Here is a 25,043-nt window from a genome sequence, read left to right as displayed (position 1 = left end):
CGCTTGCCGCTCAGGTCATCAGCCTGGAAGCCATGGAAATCTCCAGCGCCCCATCGAGGACGCCGTGCAACGCGCCCACGCGGAAAGACGCAATGCGAGCAATTCAAAAACGGTGATCGAGGCCGAGCAACTCAACCAGTTTGGCGACCAGCCGCTGGGCGATGCCCTGCGACGTCTGGTCGGTGTCTCCTTCGCCGGCGCCAACCGTGCCCGTGAAGTGCAACTGCGCGGCATCGGCCCGGAGTATGCGCAGGTATTGGTAAATGGCCGGCGCATCCTCGATGCCAACTCCAAGCGCAGTGTGCAGCTGGATCGCATCCCCAGCTCGCTGGTCGAGCGTGTGGAGATCATCCGCTCGCCACTGGCCAGCCAGGAGGGCCAGGGCGCAGCGGGCACCGTCAATATCATTCTCAAGCAGCGCGCCAAGGGCGGTAATGGCGAGATCGGTATCGGCGCCGGGCATATAGAAAGCAACGGTGGCCTGGGGGATGCCACCGTCTTCTACAGCCTGGGCAACGACAACGTCACGCTGAACCTGGCCGGCGGCGTGCAATTGCAGCGCCGCAACGAAAGCAAGGACTCGCTGGTGTTCAGCAACAGCGGCGCCAATGGCGGTGAACTGGGCAGCAACGAGCGTCGCTTCGAGCAAGGCAACTTCCTGCCGTCGCTGGAGCTGCGCCTGAACGGCGACAACCGCCTGAACTTCCAGCTCGATTACCTGAAGACCACCGAATACCGCGACGACATCGCCGCCGAGCTGGAAACTGCGCAGAACGCGGTGAGTCGAACCGAGTTCGAGGATCGCGAGCGCAAGCGCACCAACCTCGGCCTGCTCAGCGACTGGACGCACCAGTGGAGCGACGACACCGAGCTGCTGCTGAGCCTCGACTTGCAGAAGGCCGACGAGGACACCACCCGGGACGCCAAACGCTACCGGGCCAACGGCACCCTGGATCGCACGCGCCTGCGTGACGAGAACATCCACATGACCTCGGTCTCGCCGACCCTCAAGGTGAAGACGCTGCTCGACGCCCACAGCCTCGAATGGGGCGCCGGGGCGCGCCGCGAGACCCGCGAGGAAGACAACAGCAACATCGAGAACGGCACCGTCCGCCCCATCAATGCCGCGCGCACCTACCAGATCCGTGAAGACATCACTCACCTGTTCGCCCAGGACACCTGGCTGCTGCCCTGGGGCGACAGCCTGACCTACGGCCTGCGCCTGGAAGACGCCCACACCCGCACCCGCGACTTCAACGGTGCCAAGCAGCAGACCAGCAAGCTCAGCCCCCTGCCGTCGATCAGCTACCTCGGCCATCTCAGTGCCAACACCGACTGGCTCCTGGGTATCGCCCGCACATTGCGCCGACCCGATCTGCGCGAGCTGAGCCCGACCGTCACCACCGACTCCGGCACCCTGGCCCGGCCCGATACCGGTGGCAACCCGGGGATGACACCGGAGTCCATCTGGGGCGTGGACCTGGGGCTGGATCACTTCTTCAACGACCAGCGCGGCTTGCTCTCGGCCAACCTGTTCCACCGTCAGTTCAGTGGCAAGATCGAAAACGTGCTCAGCGAGCAGAGCAACGGCCGCTGGCTGAGCCGCCCGGAGAACGCCGGCGACGGCCAGGCCAGCGGCCTGGAACTGGAAGCACGCGCGCCACTGGACGTGCTCGGTTTGCCGCAACTGACGCTATGGTCCAACGCCACCGCCGTGCACACCCGCCTGAAGAGCGAAGCCACTGGTGAAACCCGACGCTTCCTCGATCAGCCGGACTACCTGTTCAACGCTGGCGCCGACTACTACCTGGCCAGCCTGCGCACCACCTTCGGCGTCAACTACAACTGGAACAGCGGCTACAACCAGAAGTATCGACTGACTTCGGGCCAGACGGCAGAGAACGACCAGGACGCAGTTGGCCGTGTCGATATCTCCGCGCGCACCCAACTCAGCCAGAACACCAGCCTCAACCTGTCGGTACTTAATCTGTTCGCCCAGAACGAGGACAGCCGCGCCACGACCTACGGCGCCAATGGCCTGCTGGAAAGCAACAGCCTGACCGAGGAAGGCACCTACCGCACCTTCTACGTGCGTGTGCAAACCGCATTCTGATTGTTCGCGCGCCACTCAGAGGCCCCCGATGCGCCAGCGTCGGGGGCCTTTTTCGTTCTGGTAGCGTCGGCATCAAGCTCCTACAGACTCAGACTGCAGAAATGAATCAGACGCGGGCGTTCTTCTTCTGCAGGATCAACGACGCTTCGTTATAGGCGCTCTGGAAGGCTTCGCTGCCGATCCAGGTGATCGCAGCGTCCTCGTCTTCATCGTGGAAGATGCCGCGGTAGACGATCAGCAGGCCCATCATGAAATCGGTCGCAGCCTCTTCCGACTCCTCGGCAACCACCAGTTCCAGCACAGGGTATTGCAGGAATATCAGGCACAGGGCGAGCAGGCTGATGCCCTCGCCGGCTTTCATCGCCTGGAACAGGTCATCGAAGTGCGCGGGGTCGAAGCCGTTTTCCTCGATGTCCTTGAAATCGAAGGTACTCAGGTCGAGCTCGACATCATCGAACGGCTCGTTGATCAGCGGGTTGGCGAGAATCGGGTGGACGACATTGGCCTGCGCCTTGGGCTTGCCCATGCGGTTCTGCTTGGCCTTGGTCTTGGCCCGTTGGGCGCGCTTCTTCTGTTTGTCTGGGGAGGCCATGGGGCGTTCCTCGTTCGATACAGCCATGTGCATGGCGCGGAAAGTTCAGGCGCCATTGTATTCAGTCTTGGTCATGGCCTGCGCCTGAATTTGCAGACGGAGAGTCATGCATTGAAGAACGGGCTTTCTTCTTCGACTTCCACCTGTTTTGTTCGGGATGCATGGATGACGGGAGCCTGACCATGACGGACCGCGCACAACTCCACCACGACGGCTATGCGTTGCTGCGCCAGGCGCTACGCGACACCTGGCAGCGCGACAGCTTCGATCACCTGGTCAACAACGCCGGGCACGGGGACATGGCGTCGATTGCCGAGACCACCGAGGCGCAGTTCGACGCACTGGTGAACGTACACTTCAAAGGGGTGTTCTTCCTCACCCAGGTACTGCTGCTGATGGCCGACGGCGCTCGTATCGTCAATATCTCTTCTGGGCTGACACGCATCGCCTACCCGGGCTTTGCGGCCCACTCGGCCGTCAAGGGAGCGTTAGAGGTGCTGAGCGTCTACCTGGCCAAGGAGCTGGGCAGCCGGGGTATCGCAGTCAATACCGTGGCACCCGGCGCGATCGAGACGGATTTTCTCGGCGGCGCCGTGCGCGACATGCCGGACCTGAACAAGGTGTTCACGGACATGACAGCGCTTGGCCCAGCCCACCCTGCGCCCTCACCCGAGCCACCGAAGCCACCCCTTCAGCAACCCGCAAGCCTCACCAATCCCTCAACGGCCAATCACGTAAACGCCGCACCATGCGTTGCCAGAACCTCGAGCCTTCAGGTGCGTACCTCGGCAATTCGCGCGGCAGTAACAACTGCGATGCCAGATAGCCGATCTCCACTTCGTGCTGACCGGCGGCGAAGCGCGGTGCAGCGCCCTGCTCCGGTGCCAGCACGAACGAGCGGATATCGGCGCTCTCCTGCTGCAGGCTGAGCACGCGCCAGCGCTGCCACTGATTGCGCTGCTCACGCTCGCGCAGACGCGCATCGGTTTCTGCCCAGGTGCCGGTCATCAGGCTGGTCGGTGCATATTCCTCGAAGGCCCAACGCAATGAGGTCGCGGCCGGACGTAGCACCACCTGCTCGACGTCGAGGGTCCATAGCCGTTCGGCACCCTCGAAGAGGTTGAGTTGTCCGACGGGGCTGGCATGCAGGCCGGTCACCGAGCGCTCGGCCTCCTCAACCCGCTGCAGAATGCGCTGGCAACTGTCGGCGAAAGCGGTACCCGCCGCGCTCAGGCTCACACCACGCGGCCCGCGCAGCAGCAAGGTGCTGTCCAGACGACTTTCCAGCGCAGCTAGGGTACGCATCACCGTGGCCTGCGACAGCTGCAACTGGCGAGCAGCAGCGGCCAGGCTGCCCGCCTGGGCCACGTCGATACCCACCTACATCATGTTCACCACGCGGTCGACCAGCAGCGCATTGACCTCCACGTCCGGGTGGGTGTCGAGGTACTGGGCGATGCGTGGAATCAGGCACAGCTCGCCGAACATCACCGGCGCGGTCACGGTGAGTCGCCCACGCGGGCGCACACTGCCACCAGCGGCCAGTTCCTCGGCCTCTTCCAGCTCCAGCAGGATGCGCCGGCAGTCCTCGACATAGCGCTGGCCGGCCTCGGTCAAACGCAAGCTACGCGTGCTGCGCGCCAGCAACAGCGTACCCAGGCGAGCCTCCAGCGCCGCGACGGCGCGGGTCACGCTAGGCGGCGAAATGCCCAGCAGCTTGGCGCCACCGGCGAAGCTTTCGGCCTCGGTCACTGCCAGCAACACCCTCATTTCCTGAAACCGATCCATCGGCACCGCCTGCTTTTCTGTTGCACCGACGCAGCGTACCTCATGACGAGGCCACCTCCGGACTCAGCGCCGGCTCAAGGCCAGACGCGCGGCGAAGAGGACGAAGATAAGCCCCGTGCTGCGATCCATCCACTTGATCACCACCTCACGCCGCAACCAGTGGCCGAGCGGCTGGGTAGCGCCGATCAGCAACAGCGCCCAGGCCAGGCTGAGCGCCACATGGATGCCCACCAGACCGAATGTCCAGGCCATCAGCGGCTGCCCCTGCGGAATGAACTGCGGCAGGAAGGACACGTAGAAAATCCCCACCTTGGGGTTGAGCACATTACCCAGCAGGCCGCGCAGGAACCAGTTGGCACCGGACTGGCCGCCGGCCTGCGCCGGAGCCAATGAGGTGCGCGGGCGCAGCAGCATGTTCAGCCCGAGCCAGGCCAGATACGCCGCACCGCAATACTTGAGCAGGTTGTAGCCGAATTCGGAAACCGCCAGCAGCGCGCCGAGGCCGAAGGCCACCGCTGCGCCCCAGAGCAGGCAACCGGCATTGATGCCCAGCGCCGCGCGAAACGCCTGCTGCCGGCCCTCGACCGCAGCGGTACGCAGCACCAGCGCCGTGTCGATCCCCGGCGTCAGGGTCAGCAGCGTGGCCGCCAGGGTGAAGGCGATGAGGTTTTCGGCAAAGGGCATCGGCAGGCGCTCCGTACACTGGGCAGAGCGCGAGTATAAACAGCGCATCGCTGGCCGTCGTGGGGCCAGCGATGTAGTAGGGTGCGCCGCGCGGACCGCGGTTCGTTCATGCGATGCGTGTTGCCGGTGGTGCCAGCGGTGTTTATCCGCGATACGCCTCGAACAGCCCCGTAGCACCCATGCCGCCGCCAACGCACATGGTGACGATGCCGTAGCACAGTTCGCGGCGCTGCAACTCACGCACCAGATGGCCGACCTGGCGCGAGCCGGTCATGCCGAACGGGTGGCCGATGGAGATGGAACCGCCGTTGACGTTGTACTTATCGTTGTCGATCCCGAGCGTATCGCGGCAGTACAGGCACTGCGAAGCAAACGCCTCGTTGAGCTCCCACAGATCGATGTCGGCCACACTCAGGCCCTTGGCCTTGAGCAGCTTGGGCACCGAGAACACCGGGCCGATGCCCATCTCGTCCGGCTCGCAACCGGCCACGGTAAAGCCGCGGAAATAGGCCTTGGGTGTCAGGCCCAGCTCCAGCGCTTTTTCCAGGCTCATCACCAGGGTCATGGAAGCGCCGTCGGACAGTTGCGAGGCGTTGCCGGCCGTCACGCTGCCAGCCGGGTCGAACGCCGGTTGCAGCTTGGCCAGTGAATCCAGGGTAGTGTCAGGGCGGTTGCAGTCATCGGCCTCGACCACGCCGTCGAGGATCTTCTTCTCGCCGGTCGCCTTATCTTCGAGCTGATACTTCACCGTCATCGGCACGATTTCATCGGCGAACAGGCCTTCGGTCTGAGCCCGCGCGGTACGCTGCTGACTCTGCAAGGCATAGGCATCCTGGGCTTCACGGGTGATGCCGTAGCGGTTGGCGACGATCTCGGCAGTCTTGCCCATGGGGTAGTAGATGCCGGGGTTGTCCTTGTGCAGCAGCGGGTTGAACAGGTTGTCCATGTTCATGCTTTTCAGGGTCATGGTGATGGACTCGACGCCACCGGCGACGATGATGTCGCTGCAACCGGACGCCACCTGGTTGGCGGCGATGGCGATGGCCTGCAGGCCCGAGGAGCAGAAGCGGTTGAGCGTCATGCCCGCCACCGGATTGCCCAGACGCGAGAGCACGGCGACGTTGCGGCCGATGTTCATGCCCTGCGCGCCCTCGTTGGAGCCGGCACCGACGATGCAGTCATCGACCAGCTTCGGGTCGATGCCGTTGCGCACCAGCAGCGCATCAACGCAGTGAGCGGCCATGTCGTCCGGCCGGGTCATATTGAACTTGCCGCGGAAGGACTTGGCCAGGCCAGTCCGCACGCTATCGACGATCACCACTTCACGCATGACGCACCTCGTTGTTATTGGATGACGAATGACGTGAAGATAAATCCAGCCCATCCCCGGGTACGACCATCATTGATCTGGCGTATACGGGGCGATGTCGGGGCCACCGGGAGCAACACAAAAGCATCGCGGCTGAAGCCGCTCCCACGCTCCTGCCGATGGCGACGACTCGTAGGAGCGGCTTTAGCCGCGATTAACGCTTCAATCCCTGGCAAACGCCGCCTCGATGGCCTCGTTGATGGTACGCAGCACCTTGACCCGGGCGAAACGCTTGTCGTTGGCTTCGATCAGCGTCCAGGGCGCGATCTCGGTGCTGGTACGGTCGACCATGTCGCCCACCGCATCGGCGTAGTCGTCCCACTTTTCACGGTTGCGCCAATCCTCTTCGGTGATCTTGAAGCGCTTGAACGGGATCTGCTCACGCTCCTTGAAACGCTTCAGCTGGGTCTGCTGATCGATGGCCAGCCAGAACTTCACCAGGATCACCCCGGCATTGGTCAACTGCTCTTCGAAGTCGTTGATCTCGCCATAGGCGCGCAGCCAGTCGGCCTGGCTGCAGAAGCCCTCGACTCGCTCCACCAGCACACGGCCATACCAGCTGCGGTCGAAGATGGTGAAATGTCCGCGCGCCGGTATATGCCGCCAGAAGCGCCAGAGATAGGGCTGGGCGAGCTCTTCCTCGGTCGGCGCCGCCACCGGCACGATGCGGTATTGGCGTGGGTCGAGGGCACCGGTCACGCGGCGGATGGCACCGCCCTTGCCGGCGGCATCGTTGCCCTCGAATGCAGCGATCAGGGCGTGCTTGCGCATGCGTTTGTCACGCATCAGCCCGGACAGGCGCGCCTGCTCGGTGGCCAGTTGCTCCTTGTAGTCGTCCTTGCTCAGCGCCTGGGTCATGTCCAGGCTGGCCAACAGGCCGCTGCTCTGTCCGGAAACCGGTGCAGCATGTGGTCGCCCCACTGCGCCTTGCTGCCGCGCCAGCGCCGCCTGCAAGCCTTCGAGCAGAATGCGCCCGACCGTCAGGCTGCGGTAATAGTGATCGACGCCCTCGACTACGTACCAGGGCGCGTAGTCGCGGCTGGTGCGGCGCAGGATGCGCTCGCCGTAATGCACGAATTTGTCGTAGGTCTTCGACTGCTGCCAGTCCAGCGGGCTGATGCGCCAACTGTGCAGCGGGTCATCCTTGAGCGCTTCGAGGCGCGTCTTCATCTGTTGCTTGGACAGGTGGAACCAGAACTTGAAGATCAGCGCCCCCTCATCGCAGAGCATGCGCTCCAGATGCTCGGCAGCATCGATGGCCTGATCCAGCACGGCATCCTTGAACTGGCCATGCACCCGCCCCTGCAGCATCTGGCTGTACCAGTTGCCGAAGAAGATTCCCATGCGCCCCTTCGGCGGCAGTTGTCGCCAGTAGCGCCAGGCCGGCGGCCGCGCCAGCTCTTCATCGGTCTGCACATCGAAGGTGCTGACCTGGATCAGCCGCGGATCCATCCATTCGTTGAGCAGTTTCACCGTCTCGCCCTTGCCGGCGCCCTCGACGCCGTTGATCAGTACGATCACCGGAAAACGCGCCTGCTGCTTGAGCTCGTACTGCGCCTCCAGCAGCGCCTCGCGCAGCGCCGGCTCTTCGGCCTCGAACTTGGCCTTGTCTATACTGCGGCCGATTTCGGCGGACTCGAACATAAAGCAACCTCCCTGGAATGATCCTCACAGCCTAACGGAACATCCGATGCTTTGCCCGCTGATACCAGCGCCATGGCATCTGTGCACGGTAGAATCACCGTACGATCCAGCGGAACCCAGCCATGTCAGACACCCATCACGCCCAGCTCGACTGGGACGAGCGCGGCCAGCCTCTGTCGCGCAGCTACGGCGACATCTATTTCTCCCAGGAAAACGGCCTGGAAGAGACGCGCTACGTCTTCCTCGCCAACAACGATCTGGCGGCGCGCTTCGCCGCTCTCGCCGACGGTGAATGCCTGAACATCGGCGAAATGGGTTTCGGCACCGGGCTGAATTTCCTCTGCGCCTGGCAGTTGTTCGAGCAACAGGCTCCCGCTGGCGCGCGCCTGCACTTCGTCAGTGTCGAAAAATATCCGCTGCATCACGACGACCTGCAGCGCGCCCTGGCCCTGTGGCCAGAGCTGGCACCGTTCAGCGCAGAACTGCTGACTCAATACCGCGCCATTCACCCCGGGTTCCAGCGCCTGCTGTTGGCCGGTGGTCGGGTGGTGCTGACGCTGTTGATCGGCGACGTGATGGAGCAATTGCCGCAACTGGATGCGCGTATCGACGCCTGGTTTCTCGACGGCTTCAATCCGGCGAAGAATCCTGAGATGTGGACACCCGAGTTGTTCGCCGAACTGGCGCGTCTGTCGGCTCCCGGCACCACCATCGGCACATTTTCCAGTGCCGGCCGGGTACGGCGCGCACTGAATGAAGCCGGCTTCAAGATGATACGCGTGCCAGGCCTGGGCAAAAAATGGGAAGTGGCTAAAGGGCTGTTCATCGGTGAGCCGCAAACCGTCGGCAAGCCCTGGTTCGCTCGCCCCGCTCCCCCCCAGGAAAAACACGCGGTGGTGATCGGCGCCGGCCTGGCCGGCTGCGCCACGGCCGCCAGCCTGGCCGCACGCGGCTGGCGCGTGACTGTGCTGGAGCGGCATGACGATGTCGCCCGCGAGGCATCCGGCAATCCCCAGGGCGTGCTCTACCTGAAACTGTCGGCTCACGGCACCGCACTGTCGCAGCTGATCGTCGCCGGCTTCGGCCACACCCGCCGCCTGCTCGAACGCCTGCAGCGTGGGGTCGATTGGGATGCCTGCGGCGTGCTGCAACTGGCCTTCGATGCCAAGGAAGCCGAGCGCCAGGCCAAACTGGCCGCAGCCTTCCCCAACGACCTGCTGCACGCGCTGAGCCAGGATGAGGCCGAGCAACGTGCCGGCATCGGCCTACCGGCCGGCGGCCTGTTCTACCCGGATGCTGGCTGGGTACACCCACCAGCGCTATGCCGGCAACTGCTGCAACACCCGCTGATCGAACTGCGTCCCTATCACGAGGCGCTGAGCCTGAGCCGACAGGGCGAACGCTGGCGCGTCGACGGGCAGAGCGGCGTGCTGGCCGAGGCGCCGGTGCTGGTGCTGGCTTGTGCCGCCGAAATCTCCCGCCTGCTGCCGGATACCAACCTGCCGCTCAAGCGCATTCGCGGGCAGATCAGCCGCCTGCCGGCCAACTCGCTCAGCAGTCAATTGCGCACCGTGGTCTGCGCCGAAGGCTACGTCGCCCCACCGCGCGAAGGCGAACACACCCTGGGCGCCAGCTTCGACTTCCACAGCGACGATCTCACGCCCAGCGTCGCCGAGAATGCCGGCAACCTGGAGCTACTTCGGGAGATATCCACTGACCTGGCCGAGCGCCTGCAGGCCGATCATATCGACCCCGCAACGCTGGAAGGTCGCGCCGCGTTCCGCTGCACCAGCCCGGACTACCTGCCGATAGTCGGGCCGCTGGCTGATGCCAAAGCCTTTACCGAGACCTATGCGGTGCTGGCCAGGGACGCCCGCCAGGTGCCGGATGCATCCTGCCCCTGGCTGCACGGCCTGTACATCAACAGCGGCCACGGCTCACGCGGTTTGATCACCGCGCCACTGTCAGGCGAACTGATCGCCGCCTGGCTGGAGAATGAGCCACTACCAGTACCACGCGAGGTAGCGGAGGCCAGCCACCCCAATCGCTTTATGCTGCGCAAGCTGATTCGCGGGATATAGGAAGGTACCGGGAGTCGATCCGGTCACGTAGGGCGTACTCGGCTTTGGCTTCCTGCGTCGCTCTACCTCCTGCATCCATGCAGTCGTCGCGGAGCAGTACGCAGTAGCGGATTCTAAGTGATGGTATAGGTGCCAGAGAGGGTTTCCTGGAGAGCATGGCGTTTGCGCTGGCAAGGGCCGCCGGACTGTTCGCTGGCGCTCCTGAGTCCGCCCTACGACAAGCGCCCGGCATTTCGATGAATCCTATGCCCTCGCCTCGGTAAGCACCGGTTTGGGCTTGCGAAACACCAGCACGTTGCCCAGCATCACCAGACCCAGGCCGAGCAGCGCCGGGGTCGTCCATTGGTAGCCCTCGAGGAACACCGAGATGTTCAGCGCCACTACCGGGAACAGCACCGTGCAATAGGCCGCGCGCTCCGGGCTCATGCGTCCGACTAGGGTCAGGTAGGCGGTAAAGCCGATTACCGATCCGGGAATCGCCAGGTACAGCAGCGAACCCACGTAGCGCGCGTTCCATTCGAAGGCGAACGGCGTACCGCTGACCAGGCAGATACCCACCAGCATCAGCGCGCCATAGAGCATGCCCCAGGCATTGGTGGTCAGCGGCTTGAGTCCGGCCTTCTGCTGCAGGCTGGAAAGCATATTACCGGCCGAGAAAAACAGCGTGCCGCACAGCGCCAGGCCGATGCCGAGCAGGCTTTCGCGGCTGGTTTCGTGCCCGGCCAACTCCGGCCAGAACAGTAGGCCAAGGCCGACCAGCCCCAGCGCGCCACCGAGCAGCACGTTGGCGGCGATACGCTGTTTGAAGAACAACCGCGCATTGATCGCGTTCCACAGGGTGGCGGTGGAGAAGATCACCGCGATCAGGCCACTGGGGATCCACTGGCTGGCGGTGTAGAAGCACAGAAAGTTGAGGCAGAACAGGCACAGCCCCTGCACCAGGCAAATGCCCTGGCCACGGCGATCCAGCGGCTGCAGGCGGCCGCTGAACCAGAGCATGGCGAACAGCACTGCCGAGGCCAATGCGAAGCGATAGGCGATGGAAGCAGCGACGGCCACCTCGCCCATCTGAAATTTGATGGCGATCCAGGTGGTGCCCCAGATCAATACGGTCAGCAGGTAAAGCGACAGGTTCATCGAGAATCTCCCAAAACTGGAGCACAGTCTGTAAGCGATAGGCGCCAGGCACTTGCACAAAGTTGCGCATTTATCGCCGCGCCATCACTGCCTGCCATGGCGCTGATGGCTTTATCATGCGGGTTTTATCAGTCAGGTCATTCTCACCGCATGTTTTCCGCCGTCGCGCGCTACAAACAACTGTTGTCCAGCGCCCTCGCCCGCTACTTCCCCCACACTACCGCCTACCTGCGCGCCGAGTGCGAAGCTGCGCAGCCGCGCAAGCCCGTGCGCAAGCAGAGCAAGAAGAAGTCCGCTGGCAACAAGAAAGCCGGCACTCGCAAGGCCGCCAGCGGCAAGCCTGGCCCCGCCGGCATCTACCCCGCCACCCGGCTGAAGATCGAAGACGCCCAGGTGCAGGCCATGCGCGAGCGCGTGGCCCAGGCGGTGAATGCCGGGCTGATCGGAGCACCGTCGGACGAACAATGGGCGATGATTCTATGCCGTGCGCCGCTGGCGCGCATTTTCGCCGGCGCCGGCTCGGGCAAGTCGAGCACGCTGGTACTGCGTGTGGTGTTCCTGCTCTGTCACCTGGAGGTCGACCCCAAGCGCCTGACGGTGATCTCCTTCACCAACGCCTCCTGCCACGAACTGCGCGAGCGCCTGCAACGCCTGCTCGACTTCTGGCACTACCCGCACGATGCACGCCAGTGCGTGCGCACCTTCCATGCGGCCATGGCCACGCTGGCCAAGGAACAGCTGGGCAACCCGCGCTGGTTCGAGCAACTGGACGAACCCGGCGAGGAGCCGGACAACCCGCTCACTGGCGGGCGCCTGCGCCCCGCGCAGCAGCGCCTGCTCAAGCAGGCCTACCAGAACGCCTACGCCGAGGACGCACGCTTTCGCGCCCTGACTCATCGCCTGCTCAAACTGCCGGCACCTGAAGAGCCGCCACAGAGCAAACCCAAGGCGCCACTGGATGCGTGCAAGCTATCCGGTGAGTTCGCCGCCCTGCCGTTATTCGAGCTGCTGCACGGGCAGATCGACTTCGCCGAGAGCCTGGGGATTCGTCTTGAGCGCCTGGACGTGAAGGCCTTGGGCTGCGCGCCCCGCGAACGTGATTTCATCGAGGCCATGCAGCGCTTTCACCAGCACTTCAGCGCCCTGCTACAGAGCCAGGGGCTGATCAGCTTCAACGGCGCGTTCGCACAGTTGAGCGAGCGACTGAGCAGCGACGGCGGCAAACCCGGCCCCGCCCTGCTCGCCCTGAGCCACCTGCTGATCGACGAATTCCAGGACATCTCGCCGCAGATCGTGCTGTGGCTACAAGCCGTGCACCGTCGCCTGCATGCTGCGGGCGAGCGCATCAGCCTGATGGCTATCGGCGACGACTGGCAATCGATCTACGGCTGGCGCGGCAGCTCGCCGGAGCTGTTCATCGACTTCGACCGCCACTTCCCCAACCGTGGACGCGGCAAAAGCACCACCCTGCTGCTGGGCACCAACTACCGCAGCATCGAGCCGGTGATCCGCGATGGTGAGAAGGTGCTGGCCGAGGTGCACAGCAAGCAGGCCAAGACCTGCGTCGCGGCCAAGGCCATGCAACCGGGCGACCACGGCGTCAAGCTGATCCAGCGCTTCGATCTGGCCAGCGGCCTACCGCGTCTGCTGGAGGAAATACGCGCGCAGTGCACTCATGTCGCCAGCCGCCCGAACGCCGACCGCACCGCCGTACTGCTGCTCAGCCGACGCAACGAGCCGCTGCAGCAGGTGCGCGCGCAGCTGGACAAGGCGCTGCCGGTAAAAACCATGACCATCCACCGCGCCAAGGGTCTGCAGGCCGAGGTGGCGATCATCCTCGACGACTGCCTGCCGGCGGACAAACACCCGCTGCGCAACGCGCTATACGCCCAGTGCGGTTCCTTCGCCGGCAGCTACGACCAGGCCATGCAGGACGAAGCCCGGCGCCTGGCCTACGTGGCCATCACCCGTGGCGTGAGCCGGGTGCTGTGGTACACGCGCAAGGCGCAGGGTGCGACGCAGTGCCTGGCCAGCTAGAACACCCGGCGAATACTCCGCTCCCTTAAAGCTAACAAAGCAGCCTGGCGTAGGAGCCCCACCTCGGGGCGAAGCTTTTCAGGTCAGCGCCACGCCTAAAACGCTGGGGCTAGGCGATTGATCGGGCTCTCGTTATGACCCGGTACTTTCTACAGGCAACAAAAAACCCGCCGAAGCGGGTTTCCTCCCAACCATCCGACATCCTGTCGGTAGCCATCTTGGCCTGGTCATCTTCCTTGATCCTCAGCGCTCCATCGCTGCAGGGGATGGGTGTAGATTAGTGATCGGCCCGCACGGGCAACAGTGGCGGTTACCGTTATCGCCTGTAAGACATTCGCCATAGACGACTGCTTCAGCGACCGATCATTCGCGCCAATACATCCTCACCGCCCTGGCGGCGATGGACAAAGGCCATGGCGGCATGGCCAATCACCATGAACAGCAACAGCCAGCCCAGGTTGCCATGCAACAGGCCAGCTGGAGCGATCATCCACTCGATCTTGCCGTCAAAACCGGGCATGACGGTCATGCCGAATGCCACGAACTCCCGGCCCGAGCCGTACTGACGCAGCAGCGCGACAAAAGGAATCACGAACAGCAGTGCATACAGGGCCAGATGCCCAAGGCGCGCCGGGATGCTGACTGCGGCAGGACGGCGGTTGCGGTTGTAAAACGCCCAAAGCAGACGAATCACCACCAGCACCATCAGCAGCAGTCCTGTTGCCTTGTGCGTGCCCCAGGCGAACTTGTCCAGCACGCTGTCTTCCAGCAGGACATGGGCCAGTACGGTGACGAACTGCCACCCCAGCACAATGGCCATACCCCAGTGCAGCAGGCGTGTAACCAAGCCATAGCGCTGCGCGCAATCATGCAGATTCGACATCGTGCATCCTCTTCAATGTCATCAACGAACACGGTGTTCGAGCCACCAATCGTTGGCAAAAACCCGTTCCAGACGCAATGGTGCCTTGCAGCAGCACGAGACTGCGCCTGCAGATGTTAGCGGATATGTCAGAAAGGCATCACGCCACGCCCCCGACGACTGCGGGCGTGGCGTGCTGATCAGGCATCGCGCAGCGCTTCGCGCCAGGCGTGATATTGCGGCTCCTGCCAGATGCGCGCGTGCAGGCGCGCCATGCCGTCAGGATCGTTGAGCAGACGCCAGCGGGTCGCCTCTACCTTACCCTCAGGTCCGGCGCTGAGGATCTCATCGATACGCTCGTTGCGCAGCGCTTCGGCAGCCGGCACCACCTTGGCATGGCGGGCGCGGGCCATGGCGCAGACCAGGGCGTTGTACAGCGGGTCGACCACTGCACGCAGGAAGCCCTTGCGCAGAGCCCGTGAGCTGTTCAATTGCTCGTACTCGGCGGTGTTGCTCAGCTCCACTGGCACCTTGTGCTCCTCCGGTATCAGGAACAGCTTGATGCGCCGCGCTGCCAGTCCTGGCCCAGTACGACTGGTCAGCACCGAGACCACAGGCGACAGCACCAGCGACACCACGATAGGCGCCAGCCACCAGAGGAAGTCCGGGTTGAGCCAGGCCACCAGTGCCGTCCAGCTGATACCGATCAGCACCTGGGTACCGTGACGACGGAACGCTTCGCTCCAGGGGGTCGAGTCATCCACACGCTGCGGCGAGTTCCACTGCACCGACCAGCCGAGGAAAGCAGCGGTGACGAACAGGCTGTGGAACAGCATGCGCACAGGTGCGAGCAGCACCGAGCAGGAGGCCTCCAACAGCATCGACAGCAGCACCCGCGTACGACCACCGTAGGCTTCCGCGCCCTTGATCCAGATCAGCAGCACACTGAGCAGCTTGGGCAGGAAAAGCAGCGTCATGGTCGCCGAGAACAGCGCCACGGCCTCTTCGGGTTGCCAGCGCGGCCACAACGGGTAGAGCTGATTGGGCTGCAGGAAGTACTCCGGCACCATCAGCGTATGGATCGCCAGCAGACAGGTCGACAGCACCAGGAACAACAGCCATAGCGGCGCCGACAGGTAGGACATGACGCCTGTAAGGAACACCACGCGATGCACGGCGTGCATGCCACGCACCAGGAACAGGCGGAAGTTCATCAGGTTGCCGTGGCACCAGCGACGATCACGCTTGAGCTCGTCGAGCAGGTTCGGTGGCAGCTCTTCATAACTGCCCGGCAGGTCGTAGGCGATCCACACGCCCCAACCGGCACGGCGCATCAGCGCGGCTTCGACGAAGTCGTGAGAGAGAATTGCGCCAGCGAAAGAACCAGTGCCCGGCAAGGGCGCCAAAGCGCAGTGCTCGATGAAGGGTTTGACCCGAATGATCGCGTTGTGACCCCAGTAGTGCGATTCACCCAGCTGCCAGAAGTTGAGCCCTGCGGTGAACAGCGGTCCGTAGACGCTGGTGGCGAACTGTTGCAGGCGCGCGTACAGGGTGTCCATGCCCGATGCCTTGGGGGCGGTCTGGATAATGCCCGCCCCGGGGTTGGCCTCCATCAGGCGCACCAGGCGGGTCAGGCAATCGCCGCTCATCACGCTGTCGGCATCGAGCACTACCATGTAGCGATAGTTGCTGCCCCAGCGCCGGCAGAAGTCGTCGATGTTGCCGCTCTTGCGTTTCACCCGACGGCGACGGCGGCGGTAGAAGATATGGCCGAAGCCTTCCACTTCGCGGCACAACTCCATCCAGGCCTGTTGTTCGGCCACGCAGATATCCGGGTCGTTGCTGTCGCTGAGAACGAAGAAGTCGAAATGATCGAGCTGCCCGGTAGCCTTGAGCGATTCGAACGTCGCGCGCAGGCCGGCGAACACGCGCGGCACGTGCTCGTTGGCGATCGGCATCACCAGTGCGGTACGCGCCCGTGGCGAGATCGGTTCATCACCACAACTGCTCGCGGAAATGCTATAGCGATCACGCCCCTTGAGCAGCTGGAAGAAGCCCATCAGCGCGGTCCAGAAACCCATCGACACCCAGCAGAACAGCAGGGCGAACAGTGCCAGGATACTGGTCTGCACCACATAGGGCAGGATCTGCCGCGCTGACTCGCGTAGCGGCTGCTCGAACACCAGGCCAAGATCGACCAGCGACCAGCCCTGATAAGGCAGCACCGACTTCATGTACCAGGTGGCGACCACCGTCTGCGTGATCATCAGCACCAGCAGCGCGGTTCGGCGCACCGCCGCAACATGCCGCCAACGTTCTTCGGCGAAGTCTTCGCTCTCACGCGTACGCGGCCGCGGCGCAGGTTTCTCGCCTTTAAGACGGCGCCAGCCACGTTCCAGGATATTGGTCTGCCAGGGCTCCGGCACCATACGCGTGCGCGTGATCGGTGGCGTCGAGTCGATGGTCGGACGCCCCTGATGATCCTGCACGATGCGGCAGCCACGCTCGAGCGCATCCGGCCAGCCCAGCGCCAGCCGAGCCGGCACCGAGTCGAGCATCTCGCGGGTTTCTTCCAGAGGTTCAACGGCCGCGAGATCGTCCTCGTGCAGGGCGCGATGCAGTGTCGCAAGATCGCCGCCCTCCTCTTCGACGCGATCAGCCAAGGCCTGCTGCCGCTCATGATCGAGCGGCAGTTCTCCCAGATACTCCTGGATTTGCGTAGGATCTAGAGTGTTATTCATGGGAAGGCAGCTGATAGCTCCAGGTTTCTGACAAGGGCTTGCCGTCCTCGACCAGGGCAGCGCGCATCTCCACCGGCTGCGCCGGGTTCTTGACCTTGATGCGCAACATCAGGCGCCAGCCTTTGCTGACCGGGTTGTAACGCAGGCTGTCTTCCAGCAACTCGGCGTTGCCATCGACGCTGACCTGAACAGTCGGCGCCGCGTCGGGCGAACGCTTGGCCAGCTCCTCACCGACGAAATCGACCACCAGCGCGGTACTGCCATCGGCCTGACGAATCAGGTTGGCCTGCTTGATATCACCCTCCGACAGCCGGGTCTGGCTGACCATGGCCAGTTGTGGATCGTGCAGTTTGGCGTCGTCACGGCTGAAGTGTAGGCGATAGGCCACATCCAGCGACTCGCCCGGTGCCGGCAGCTTCTCGGGACGCCACAGGGCGACGATGTTGTCGTTGGTTTCGTCCGGCGTGGGGATCTCCACCAGCTCGACATGACCGGCACCCCAATCGCCGACGGTTTCCACCCAACCGCTCGGGCGCAGCTCGTAGCGGTCGTCGAGGTCCTGGTACTGGTTGAAATCGCGACCGCGCTGCATCAAACCGAAGCCACGCGGGTTGTCGATACGATAGCTGCTGACGTTCAGACGCTGCGGGTTGTTCAGCGGACGCCAGATCCACTCGCCGTTGCCGGCATGGATGGCCAGGCCATCGGAGTCATGCAGCTGCGGGCGGTAATTCGGACGCGGCCACGGCTGGTTGGCGCCGAACAGGTACATGCTGGTCAGCGGTGCGATGCCGAGTTTCTCTACGTTCTCGCGCAGGTAAACCTTGGACTGCACGTCGAGCACGCTGTCGCGGCCCGGCTTGATCTCCATGCGATAGGCACCGGTGGCGCGCGGCGAGTCGAGCAGTGCGTAGATCACCAGGCTGCGGCGATCGGGCTGCGGCTTCTCGATCCAAAACTCGCTGAAACGCGGGAACTCTTCGCCCGATGGCAGCGCGGTGTCGATAGCCAGACCGCGCGCGGAAAGACCGAACACCTGCCCTTTGCCGACGATGCGGAAGTAGCTGGCGCCCAGCACGCTCATCACCTCATCGTGCCGACCGTTGGTGTTGATCTCGTTGATCACCTTGAAGCCGGCAAAACCGAGATCCTTGAGGTCATCCGGGTTCAGATTGAGATCGCCGAAGTCGAACATCGACGGGTCGTACTTGATTTCCTGGGTGCCTTCGGCGGTCACTTCGTTGATCTTCACCGGCACATCGAAGTGCATGCCCTGGTGGAAGAAGTACAGCCGGAACGGCGTCTTGCCATCAGCCCAGTGTGCTTTTTCCTCAAGGAAGCGCACCTTCTGATAGCCAGCGAACGGCAATTCGCGCAGCGCAGCCGGCAGATTGCTTTGCGGGGCGCTGTAGCTTTCGGCGGCAAGCGCCTTGGCCTTGACCGCCACATCATCCAGATCGAAGGCCCAACTCTGGGCAGCGAACAACAGCGGGAGCACACAGAGGGCCAGCTTGCCGGCCTTACCCATACGGGCTCCAGAACAACGACTCATCGACACACAGCCTCCAGGGCAACACGTACTGACAAGCAGCGGCAAGCCCAGGGGCGGCCGCTGCAGGGAGTTGAAAACGGGCGAATGGTACAAATACAACGCGAGCACGATGCAGACAGCCAACCGGACGGTGACGTCTCCGCATGCGCGGATTCTTTCTGCGCATTATTACCAGATCGTGAAGTCCGGCACAGGTGCTCGCGCGAGTATATTTTTCGCCTCCTTGGGCCACGCTCTCATTGGCGTGGCAACAGTTCGAAACGCGCCTCCTGCACGCTCTCCGAATCCAGCCCCAACTGGACACGGAAGGCACCTGGCTCGCTGACATGCTGCAGGCTGGCGTTGTAGAAACGCAGCATGGTTTCGTCGATCTCGAAACTCAGCTCGCGCGCCTCACCTGCTTCAAGCTTGACCCTGCGAAAATCCTTGAGTTCCTTCACCGGACGGATCACCGAAGCGGCCTCGTCGTGCAGATACAGCTGCACCACGGTAGCGCCAGCCCGTGGCCCGGCGTTCTTCAGCGTGACGCTGACGCGAATCTTCTCGCCCGGCGTCATGCGCTCGGCGGACAGCTTCGGCGCCGACAGCTGGAAGTCGCTGTAGCTCAGCCCGTAGCCGAACGGATACAGAGGGCCGTTGGGTTCCTCGAAATACTGCGAGGTGTAGTTGCCTGGCGTGCCAGGCGTGTACGGACGGCCCAAGCGCAGATGATTGTAGTAGGTGGGAATCTGCCCGACCGAACGCGGGAAGGTGATCGGCAGCTTGCCGGAGGGGTTGTGCTCACCGAACAGCACGTCGGCGATGGCGTTGCCGCCCTCGATGCCGCTGTACCAGGTCTCCAGCATCGCATCGGCGTTTTCCTTTTCCCAGCCGAGCGCCAGCGGCCGACCATTCATCAACACCAGCACCAGCGGTTTGCCGGTGGCCTTGAGCGCACGCAACAGCGCCTGCTGGCTGTCCGGCAGATCCAGACGCGTGCGGCTGGACGACTCGTGGGACATACCGCGAGCTTCGCCCACGGCGGCAACGATAACGTCGGCCTGGGCTGCCACACGCACCGCCTCCTCCAGCATCGCCTGCGGGGTGCGCTTGTCCAGCACGACTTCCGGGCGATCCCAGTTGAGCTGATTGAGGTAATTGATCACATGGGCATCGTCAGTGACGTTGGCGCCAACGGCGTAGAGCAGCTTGCCCTGCCCGTTGAGCGCCGCTTCCATGCCCTTGCGCAGGGTCACCGCCTGCTCCGCCACGCCCACCGCTGACCAACTGCCGAGCATGTCCACCGGCGAGTCGGCCAGCGGACCAATCAAGGCGACGGTGGTTTTCTTGCTCAGGGGCAGCGTGTCGCCATGGTTTTCCAGCAGCACCAGGGAGTCGCGCGCCATGGCCCGCGCATCGGCGCGGTGCAGTCGGCTTTCGGCATTGACGTCGGCGGGATCGTCCTCGGCGCGGCCGATACGGCGGAACGGATCGTGGAACAGGCCGAGGTCGTACTTGGTGTTCAGCACATGGGTGACGGCCTCATCCAGCACGCTCTGAGGTACCGCGCCGCTGCGCACCAGCGCCGGCAGCTCGTGATCGTAGAGCGTGTCGGCCATGCTCATCCCAACACCTGCGGTGACGGCCAGTTTTGCCGCCTCTCGGCCATCGGCTGCCACACCATGGCGCAGCAGTTCGGTGATCGCGCCGTGGTCGCTGAGCGCTACGCCCTTGAAGCCCCAGTCGCGGCGCAGCAGATCACGCAGCAACCAGGTATTGGCCGAAGCCGGCACGCCATTGATCGCGTTCAGCGCCACCATCACCCCACCGGCGCCAGCATCGATGGCGGCGCGATAAGGCGGCAGGTAGTCCTGATACATGCGCATCGGGCTCATGTCGACCACGTTGTAGTCGCGCCCGCCCTCCACCGCGCCATACAGGGCGAAGTGCTTGACGCTGGCCATGATGCGCTGCGGGTCGCTGGGGTCCTTGCCCTGAAAGCCATGCACCATGGCCGTGGCGATACGAGAAACCAGGTAGGGGTCTTCGCCGAAACCCTCGGAAGTGCGTCCCCAGCGTGGATCGCGGGAGATGTCGACGGTCGGCGCGAAAGTCATGTCCAGGCCATCGGCACTGGCTTCGAAAGCCGCGATCCGGGCGCTGTTCTCGATGGCTGGAATGTCCCAGCTGGACGCCAGGCCCAGGCCGATGGGAAAGGTAGTGCGATGACCATGGATGATGTCGTAGGCGAAGAACACCGGGATGCCCAGACGACTGCGCAGTGCGGCCTCCTGCATCGGACGGTTCTCCGGGCGTACCACCGAATTGAAGGTGGCGCCGATACGCCCCGCGGCCATCTCCTCGCGGATGCGCTCACGCGGCATGTCGCCGCCAATGCTGATCAGACGAAGCTGACCGACCTTTTCCTCAAGGGTCATGCGCCCGACCAGGTCGGCGATGAAGGCCGATTTATCATCGATGGACGGAGCGGCAGCCAGCAGGCTGGGGGTGATCAAGGCAGAGGCAAGAGCGAACTTACGCAGGTATTTCATCGGGAGCGGCATCCGGGATGCAAATCATTGTTTGAATGGCCGCCACGATACTCCGAGTCCTCCTGCCGCGCCGCGGGTTAGTGCAAAAAAACTTAAGCACCAGTCAAAGGCGTTCCAGAGATTACGACCCCAGACTTGCGCATTTTTTCTTCGCCTCTGGTTTTGCCTACTGGCAGGCGTAGCACGGCTGCATTCGGGTAGAAGGTGATGGCGCAATTCGAACATCTGCAGGTATTCCAGAGCATGAGTCGCTCACCCAACGCACGCCTGGACGCGATGGCTGAACTGGGCAACGGCATGGCAGTGGCCCGCTGGAGCAATGCCCATGACGCACGCGACTACCTCGCCCCCAGCCATAACACGCTATCGTGCTACCTCAGCGATGGCACTGGCACCTTTCGCCGCGAGCAGCCCGGCAACAAGGGTGCGCCGGACAAGCTGTACATCCTGCCGGCCGAGCACGAGTCGGGCTGGATCATCAACGGCGAGATCCAGCTCGCCCACCTCTATACAGAGCAGGAGCAGTTCGCCCTTGGCGCGGTCGCCCTGCTCGATCGCGAGCCGTGCAGCCTGCAACTGGAAGAAGCGACCTTCCTCGAAGACGCCGAACAGTCCGCGCGCTTTCGCCAGCTGTGCACCCTTGACTGGCAGGAGCCGGGCGAACGCCTGCTGGCCAGCAGCCTGGCGCACCACTACTCGACCATGCCCTGCTCAACCAGGTCGGCCTGCGCCAGGGGCTGCGCCTCAAGGGCGGCCTGGCACCGCAGCAACGCCGGCGCGTGCGCGAGTTCATCGAGCAGCACCTGGACACGCCGCTGCCGCTAAGCCAGCTGGCCGCACTCTGCGCGCTGTCGGAATACCACTTCGCGCGCATGTTTCAGAGCAGCTTCGGCCTGCCACCTCATCGTTACGTGCTGGCTCGGCGTCTGGCGCGTGCCTACCAGATGCTACGTCAGCCAGCCCCTGCTCTGAGCGAGGTGGCATTGGCCTGCGGCTTCGCCAGCGCCAGCCATTTCAGCAACCGTTTTCGCCAGGCACTGGGTGCAACGCCCAGACAGTACCGCGCGGCCTTTCTGTAGGGCGGGTGCAACCCGCTAACTCCGCTGCGGCGGGTTGCACCCGCCCTACTCGCCGAACGCCTGAAGCGATGGCCACTACAGCACGTCGGCAATCTCGGCACCACGCCTGCTAATCGTCACGCGGCTATGCGAAAATCTGCGGCTTTGCATTGCCACGGCCCAGTCATGCGCCCATTCATTTCTGCCTCGGGGCTTCGTTGATGCCCCTGGATATCCACCAACTCCGCCAGGAAGACTGGCGCTCGGAATTCGGCGCCGGTGACCTGCGTCGCGGCATCGGCTACGCCGAGGAGAAACGCAGCAAGCTGCTCAGCATCAAGGACAACAGCTTACTCGCCAACTGCCGTGGCTCCGGTGGGCAGACCTACCAGCAGCGCATTACCCTGCACCCCTATGGGCGCAAATGGAGCGTGACCGGGCACTGCACCTGCCCGGTGGGTTTCAACTGCAAGCATGTGGCTGCCGCCCTGCTCACCCTGGAAGCGCAACAGCGCGCAGGCAGCGACCTGTCGGACATCATCGTGATCAACAAGGAACTGGCGGAAACGCGCCTGGAAGGTATCGCCCCCACCGCCGTCCTCAGCCTGGGCAGCCAGGTGCGCGTGCATTTCGACGCACGCAAGGGACGCATGCAGGAACAAACCCAGCACCGCGCCGCGCTGGCCTTCGACTATGCCGGGCACAAGGTCTTCGGCAAGCCGGCCAAGGACCTGGTCAAGCGCCTGGATGAGCAAACCAACCTGCGCCTGATCCGTGACGGCGCAGCCGAAGCCACGCTGCGCAAACGCCTGGAAAGCCTCGGTCTGCAGGTAGCCCTGCGCCAGAGCGAGGCGCTACCGGCCGAAGCTGGCGAGCCGTTCGAGCTGGAACGCGAGCGCGACTGGCTGGATTTCGTCCAGCAGCAACTGCCGCAATTGCGCGCAGAAGGCTGGCAGATCCACATGCGCCCCGACTTCCAGTACAACCTCACCGAGGTCGATGACTGGTATGCCGAGGTCGAGGAAGACCCGCAGCAGAACTGGTTCGATCTGGAGCTGGGCATCGAAGTCGAAGGCCAGCGCCTGAGTCTGCTGCCGATCCTGCTCCAGGCCATTCGCCGAACGCCCTGGCTGCTGGCGCCCGAAGCGCTGGCCCAGCGCGCCGACGAAGATCGCCTGCTGGTCAGCCTGCCGCAGGGCGGCAAACGCATCGCCCTGCCCTTCGCCCGATTGAAGCCGCTGCTGGCCACGCTCGGCGAGCTGTATTTCCGCGACCCTGGCGACGATCATCTGCCGCTGCGCCTGGGTCGCGCCGACGCCGCTCGCCTGGCCGAACTGGCGCAGGGCCCTGAACTCAGCTGGCAAGGCGGCGATGAACTGCGCGGTTTCGCCCAACGCCTGCAGAGTCTGGCAGTGCGTGAAGTCTCACCACCCACGGGCTTGCAGGCCGAACTGCGCAGCTATCAGCTGCAGGGCCTGAACTGGATGCAGACCCTGGCCGAGCTGCGCGTCGGTGGCGTGCTGGCCGACGACATGGGCCTGGGCAAGACCCTGCAGACCCTGGCGCATATCCTCTGCGAGAAACAGGCGGGTCGTCTCGACAAGCCCGCGCTGATCGTCATGCCCACCAGCCTGATTCCCAACTGGCAGGACGAGGCGGCGCGCTTCACCCCACAACTGCGCGTGCTGGCCCTGCATGGCAGCAAGCGCAAGGCGCTGTTCGAACAGATCGCTGAGCACGATCTGATCCTCACCACCTACGCCCTGCTGCCACGCGACCTCAAGGCGCTGAACCAGCAGCGCTATCGCCTGCTGATTCTCGACGAAGCGCAGAACATCAAGAATCCGCGCAGCAAGGCGGCCACTGCAGCGGCTCAGGTGCAAGCCGAACTGCGTCTGTGCCTGACCGGTACCCCGCTGGAAAACCACCTGGGCGAACTCTGGTCGCTGTTCCATTTCCTCATGCCGGGCTGGCTGGGCGATGCCAAGACCTTCACCCGCGACTACCGCACGCCCATCGAGAAACGTGGCGACGCCCAGCGCCTCAATCACCTGAACGGGCGCATTCGCCCCTTCCTGTTGCGCCGTACCAAGGAGCAGGTGGCCAGCGAGTTGCCGCCAAAGACCGAGATCACCCACTGGGTCGAGCTGACCCAACTGCAGCGCGACCGCTACGAAACCCTGCGCCTGGCCATGGACCAGAAGGTACGCGACGAGATCGCCCGCCAGGGCCTGGCGCGCAGTCATATCGTCATCCTCGAAGCGCTGCTGCGCCTGCGCCAGAGCTGCTGCGACCTGCGCCTGCTGGGTGACGATAATGGCGAGCTGAGCGCCAGCGATTCGGGCAAGCTCAGCGCCTTGCTGGATATGCTTCAGGAGCTGGTCGACGAAGGCCGTCGCGTGCTGCTGTTCTCCCAGTTCACCTCCATGCTGGCGCTGATCGAAGTAGAACTGCAGGCACGCAAGATCGCCTACGCCAAGCTCACCGGCAGCACCCAGGACCGCCGCACACCGGTGCAGCGCTTCCAGGCCGGCGAATTTCCGGTTTTCCTGATCAGCCTCAAGGCGGGCGGTAGCGGACTCAACCTGACCGCCGCCGACACCGTGATCCACTTCGACCCCTGGTGGAACCCGGCTGCCGAAGCCCAGGCCAGCGACCGCGCCTACCGCATCGGCCAGGACAAGCCGGTGTTCGTCTACAAGCTGATCGCCCGCGGCAGCGTCGAGGAAAAGATCCAGCAACTGCAGCAGGCCAAGGCCAACCTGGCCAGGGGCGTACTCGACGGCGGCAGCCAGGGCCAGTGGCAACTGAACGAGGACGATCTGGCGGCGCTGTTCGCGCCGCTCGACTGACA

14 protein-coding genes and 5 pseudogenes are annotated in these 25,043 nt (G+C 63.9%); 6 read left to right on the top strand and 13 right to left on the bottom strand.

Annotated features, from left to right (window positions below; all coding sequences use genetic code 11):
- Positions 1-64: 64 nt before the first annotated feature.
- On the top strand, positions 65-2,113 hold the full coding sequence (locus AAEQ75_RS14880; RefSeq protein ID WP_343349463.1) for a TonB-dependent receptor plug domain-containing protein: 2,049 nt from the start codon (positions 65-67) through the stop codon (positions 2,111-2,113).
- 106 nt (positions 2,114-2,219) lie between these two features.
- Here AAEQ75_RS14880 and AAEQ75_RS14875 read toward each other — a convergent pair whose 3' ends face one another.
- Positions 2,220-2,705 (bottom strand): hypothetical protein, encoded by a 486-nt coding sequence (locus AAEQ75_RS14875; protein WP_143505934.1) that lies wholly within the window; start codon positions 2,703-2,705, stop codon positions 2,220-2,222.
- Positions 2,706-2,929: 224 nt separating this feature from the next.
- Between AAEQ75_RS14875 and AAEQ75_RS14870 the strand changes: the two are divergent.
- A pseudogene (locus AAEQ75_RS14870) lies at positions 2,930-3,352 on the top strand (SDR family NAD(P)-dependent oxidoreductase); the annotation flags it as partial.
- 193 nt (positions 3,353-3,545) lie between these two features.
- On the opposite strand, the pseudogene AAEQ75_RS14865 reads toward AAEQ75_RS14870, so the two are convergent.
- The 7 genes and pseudogenes from AAEQ75_RS14865 to pap all read right to left on the bottom strand — a co-directional run.
- Positions 3,546-3,830 (bottom strand): annotated as a pseudogene (locus AAEQ75_RS14865) (FAD-binding oxidoreductase); the annotation flags it as partial.
- Positions 3,822-4,085, bottom strand: a pseudogene (locus AAEQ75_RS14860) (LysR family transcriptional regulator); the annotation flags it as partial. The pseudogenes AAEQ75_RS14860 and AAEQ75_RS14865, both read right to left, overlap by 9 nt.
- Before the next feature lie 3 nt (positions 4,086-4,088).
- Positions 4,089-4,493, bottom strand: a pseudogene (locus AAEQ75_RS14855) (LysR family transcriptional regulator); the annotation flags it as partial.
- Positions 4,494-4,556: 63 nt separating this feature from the next.
- Positions 4,557-5,177: a LysE family translocator gene (locus AAEQ75_RS14850; RefSeq protein WP_343349462.1), complete on the bottom strand. Its 621-nt coding sequence runs from the start codon at positions 5,175-5,177 to the stop codon at positions 4,557-4,559.
- A complete protein-coding gene (locus AAEQ75_RS21995; protein ID WP_430523418.1) occupies positions 5,126-5,287 on the bottom strand; it encodes a hypothetical protein in 162 nt (53 codons plus the stop codon). Before AAEQ75_RS21995 ends, AAEQ75_RS14850 begins: the two co-directional genes overlap by 52 nt.
- A 32-nt stretch (positions 5,288-5,319) precedes the next feature.
- Positions 5,320-6,507, bottom strand: a complete 1,188-nt coding sequence (locus AAEQ75_RS14845; protein ID WP_343349461.1) for a thiolase family protein — start codon at positions 6,505-6,507, stop codon at positions 5,320-5,322.
- A 201-nt stretch (positions 6,508-6,708) separates the two neighbouring features.
- Entirely contained in the window at positions 6,709-8,190 is a 1,482-nt protein-coding gene (gene pap / locus AAEQ75_RS14840; protein WP_343349459.1) for a polyphosphate:AMP phosphotransferase, read from the bottom strand.
- Positions 8,191-8,312: 122 nt separating this feature from the next.
- Here pap and mnmC point away from each other — a divergent pair, with 122 nt between their 5' ends.
- Positions 8,313-10,271 (top strand): bifunctional tRNA (5-methylaminomethyl-2-thiouridine)(34)-methyltransferase MnmD/FAD-dependent 5-carboxymethylaminomethyl-2-thiouridine(34) oxidoreductase MnmC, encoded by a 1,959-nt coding sequence (mnmC, locus tag AAEQ75_RS14835; RefSeq protein WP_343349458.1) that lies wholly within the window; start codon positions 8,313-8,315, stop codon positions 10,269-10,271.
- Positions 10,272-10,514: 243 nt separating this feature from the next.
- Here mnmC and AAEQ75_RS14830 read toward each other — a convergent pair whose 3' ends face one another.
- Entirely contained in the window at positions 10,515-11,408 is an 894-nt protein-coding gene (locus AAEQ75_RS14830) for a DMT family transporter (protein WP_343349456.1), read from the bottom strand.
- Between the two features lie 150 nt (positions 11,409-11,558).
- Between AAEQ75_RS14830 and AAEQ75_RS14825 the strand changes: the two genes are divergently transcribed.
- Positions 11,559-13,445 (top strand): DEAD/DEAH box helicase, encoded by a 1,887-nt coding sequence (locus tag AAEQ75_RS14825; RefSeq protein ID WP_343349455.1) that lies wholly within the window; start codon positions 11,559-11,561, stop codon positions 13,443-13,445.
- Positions 13,446-13,797: 352 nt separating this feature from the next.
- On the opposite strand, the gene AAEQ75_RS14820 is transcribed toward AAEQ75_RS14825, so the two are convergent.
- The 4 genes from AAEQ75_RS14820 to bglX form a co-directional block, all read right to left on the bottom strand.
- On the bottom strand, positions 13,798-14,328 hold the full coding sequence (locus AAEQ75_RS14820) for a cytochrome b (protein ID WP_256833438.1): 531 nt from the start codon (positions 14,326-14,328) through the stop codon (positions 13,798-13,800).
- 179 nt (positions 14,329-14,507) lie between these two features.
- The gene (gene mdoH, locus AAEQ75_RS14815) at positions 14,508-17,048 is read right to left on the bottom strand and encodes a glucans biosynthesis glucosyltransferase MdoH (RefSeq protein ID WP_343349454.1); all 2,541 of its coding nucleotides are present in this window, start codon (positions 17,046-17,048) and stop codon (positions 14,508-14,510) included.
- Positions 17,041-18,576: a glucan biosynthesis protein G gene (locus AAEQ75_RS14810; RefSeq protein ID WP_343349453.1), complete on the bottom strand. Its 1,536-nt coding sequence runs from the start codon at positions 18,574-18,576 to the stop codon at positions 17,041-17,043. The genes mdoH and AAEQ75_RS14810 overlap by 8 nt, the downstream gene beginning before the upstream one ends.
- A 260-nt stretch (positions 18,577-18,836) precedes the next feature.
- Complete coding sequence (gene bglX, locus AAEQ75_RS14805; RefSeq protein WP_343349452.1) at positions 18,837-21,131, bottom strand: beta-glucosidase BglX; 2,295 nt, start codon at positions 21,129-21,131, stop codon at positions 18,837-18,839.
- A gap of 207 nt (positions 21,132-21,338) precedes the next feature.
- On the opposite strand from bglX, the pseudogene AAEQ75_RS14800 reads away from it, so the two are divergent.
- A pseudogene (locus AAEQ75_RS14800) lies at positions 21,339-22,210 on the top strand (helix-turn-helix domain-containing protein).
- 200 nt (positions 22,211-22,410) lie between these two features.
- Positions 22,411-25,041 carry a DEAD/DEAH box helicase gene (locus tag AAEQ75_RS14795; protein ID WP_343349451.1) on the top strand — a complete coding sequence of 877 codons (2,631 nt, stop codon included), beginning with the start codon at positions 22,411-22,413 and terminating at the stop codon, positions 25,039-25,041.
- The last annotated feature ends 2 nt before the right edge of the window (positions 25,042-25,043 follow it).

Origin of the sequence: Pseudomonas sediminis (assembly GCF_039555755.1) — a bacterium.
GTDB classification, from domain to species: domain Bacteria; phylum Pseudomonadota; class Gammaproteobacteria; order Pseudomonadales; family Pseudomonadaceae; genus Aquipseudomonas; species Aquipseudomonas mendocina_D.
Note: the sequence above shows the minus strand (reverse complement) of the source record. Positions and strands in the feature narration are given on the sequence as shown.

What these genes read in the sequence shown, in the direction of transcription:
- AAEQ75_RS14850 (WP_343349462.1), bottom strand. Translation starts at nt 5,177, where the DNA reads ATGCCCTTTGCCGAAAACCTCATCGCCTTCACCCTGGCGGCCACGCTG.
- AAEQ75_RS14845 (WP_343349461.1), bottom strand. Translation starts at nt 6,507, where the DNA reads ATGCGTGAAGTGGTGATCGTCGATAGCGTGCGGACTGGCCTGGCCAAG.
- mnmC (WP_343349458.1), top strand. Translation starts at nt 8,313, where the DNA reads ATGTCAGACACCCATCACGCCCAGCTCGACTGGGACGAGCGCGGCCAG.
- bglX (WP_343349452.1), bottom strand. Translation starts at nt 21,131, where the DNA reads ATGAAATACCTGCGTAAGTTCGCTCTTGCCTCTGCCTTGATCACCCCC.
- AAEQ75_RS14810 (WP_343349453.1), bottom strand. Translation starts at nt 18,576, where the DNA reads ATGGGTAAGGCCGGCAAGCTGGCCCTCTGTGTGCTCCCGCTGTTGTTC.
- AAEQ75_RS14820 (WP_256833438.1), bottom strand. Translation starts at nt 14,328, where the DNA reads ATGTCGAATCTGCATGATTGCGCGCAGCGCTATGGCTTGGTTACACGC.
- AAEQ75_RS14875 (WP_143505934.1), bottom strand. Translation starts at nt 2,705, where the DNA reads ATGGCCTCCCCAGACAAACAGAAGAAGCGCGCCCAACGGGCCAAGACC.
- AAEQ75_RS14830 (WP_343349456.1), bottom strand. Translation starts at nt 11,408, where the DNA reads ATGAACCTGTCGCTTTACCTGCTGACCGTATTGATCTGGGGCACCACC.
- AAEQ75_RS21995 (WP_430523418.1), bottom strand. Translation starts at nt 5,287, where the DNA reads ATGAACGAACCGCGGTCCGCGCGGCGCACCCTACTACATCGCTGGCCC.
- mdoH (WP_343349454.1), bottom strand. Translation starts at nt 17,048, where the DNA reads ATGAATAACACTCTAGATCCTACGCAAATCCAGGAGTATCTGGGAGAA.
- AAEQ75_RS14825 (WP_343349455.1), top strand. Translation starts at nt 11,559, where the DNA reads ATGTTTTCCGCCGTCGCGCGCTACAAACAACTGTTGTCCAGCGCCCTC.
- AAEQ75_RS14795 (WP_343349451.1), top strand. Translation starts at nt 22,411, where the DNA reads ATGCCCCTGGATATCCACCAACTCCGCCAGGAAGACTGGCGCTCGGAA.
- pap (WP_343349459.1), bottom strand. Translation starts at nt 8,190, where the DNA reads ATGTTCGAGTCCGCCGAAATCGGCCGCAGTATAGACAAGGCCAAGTTC.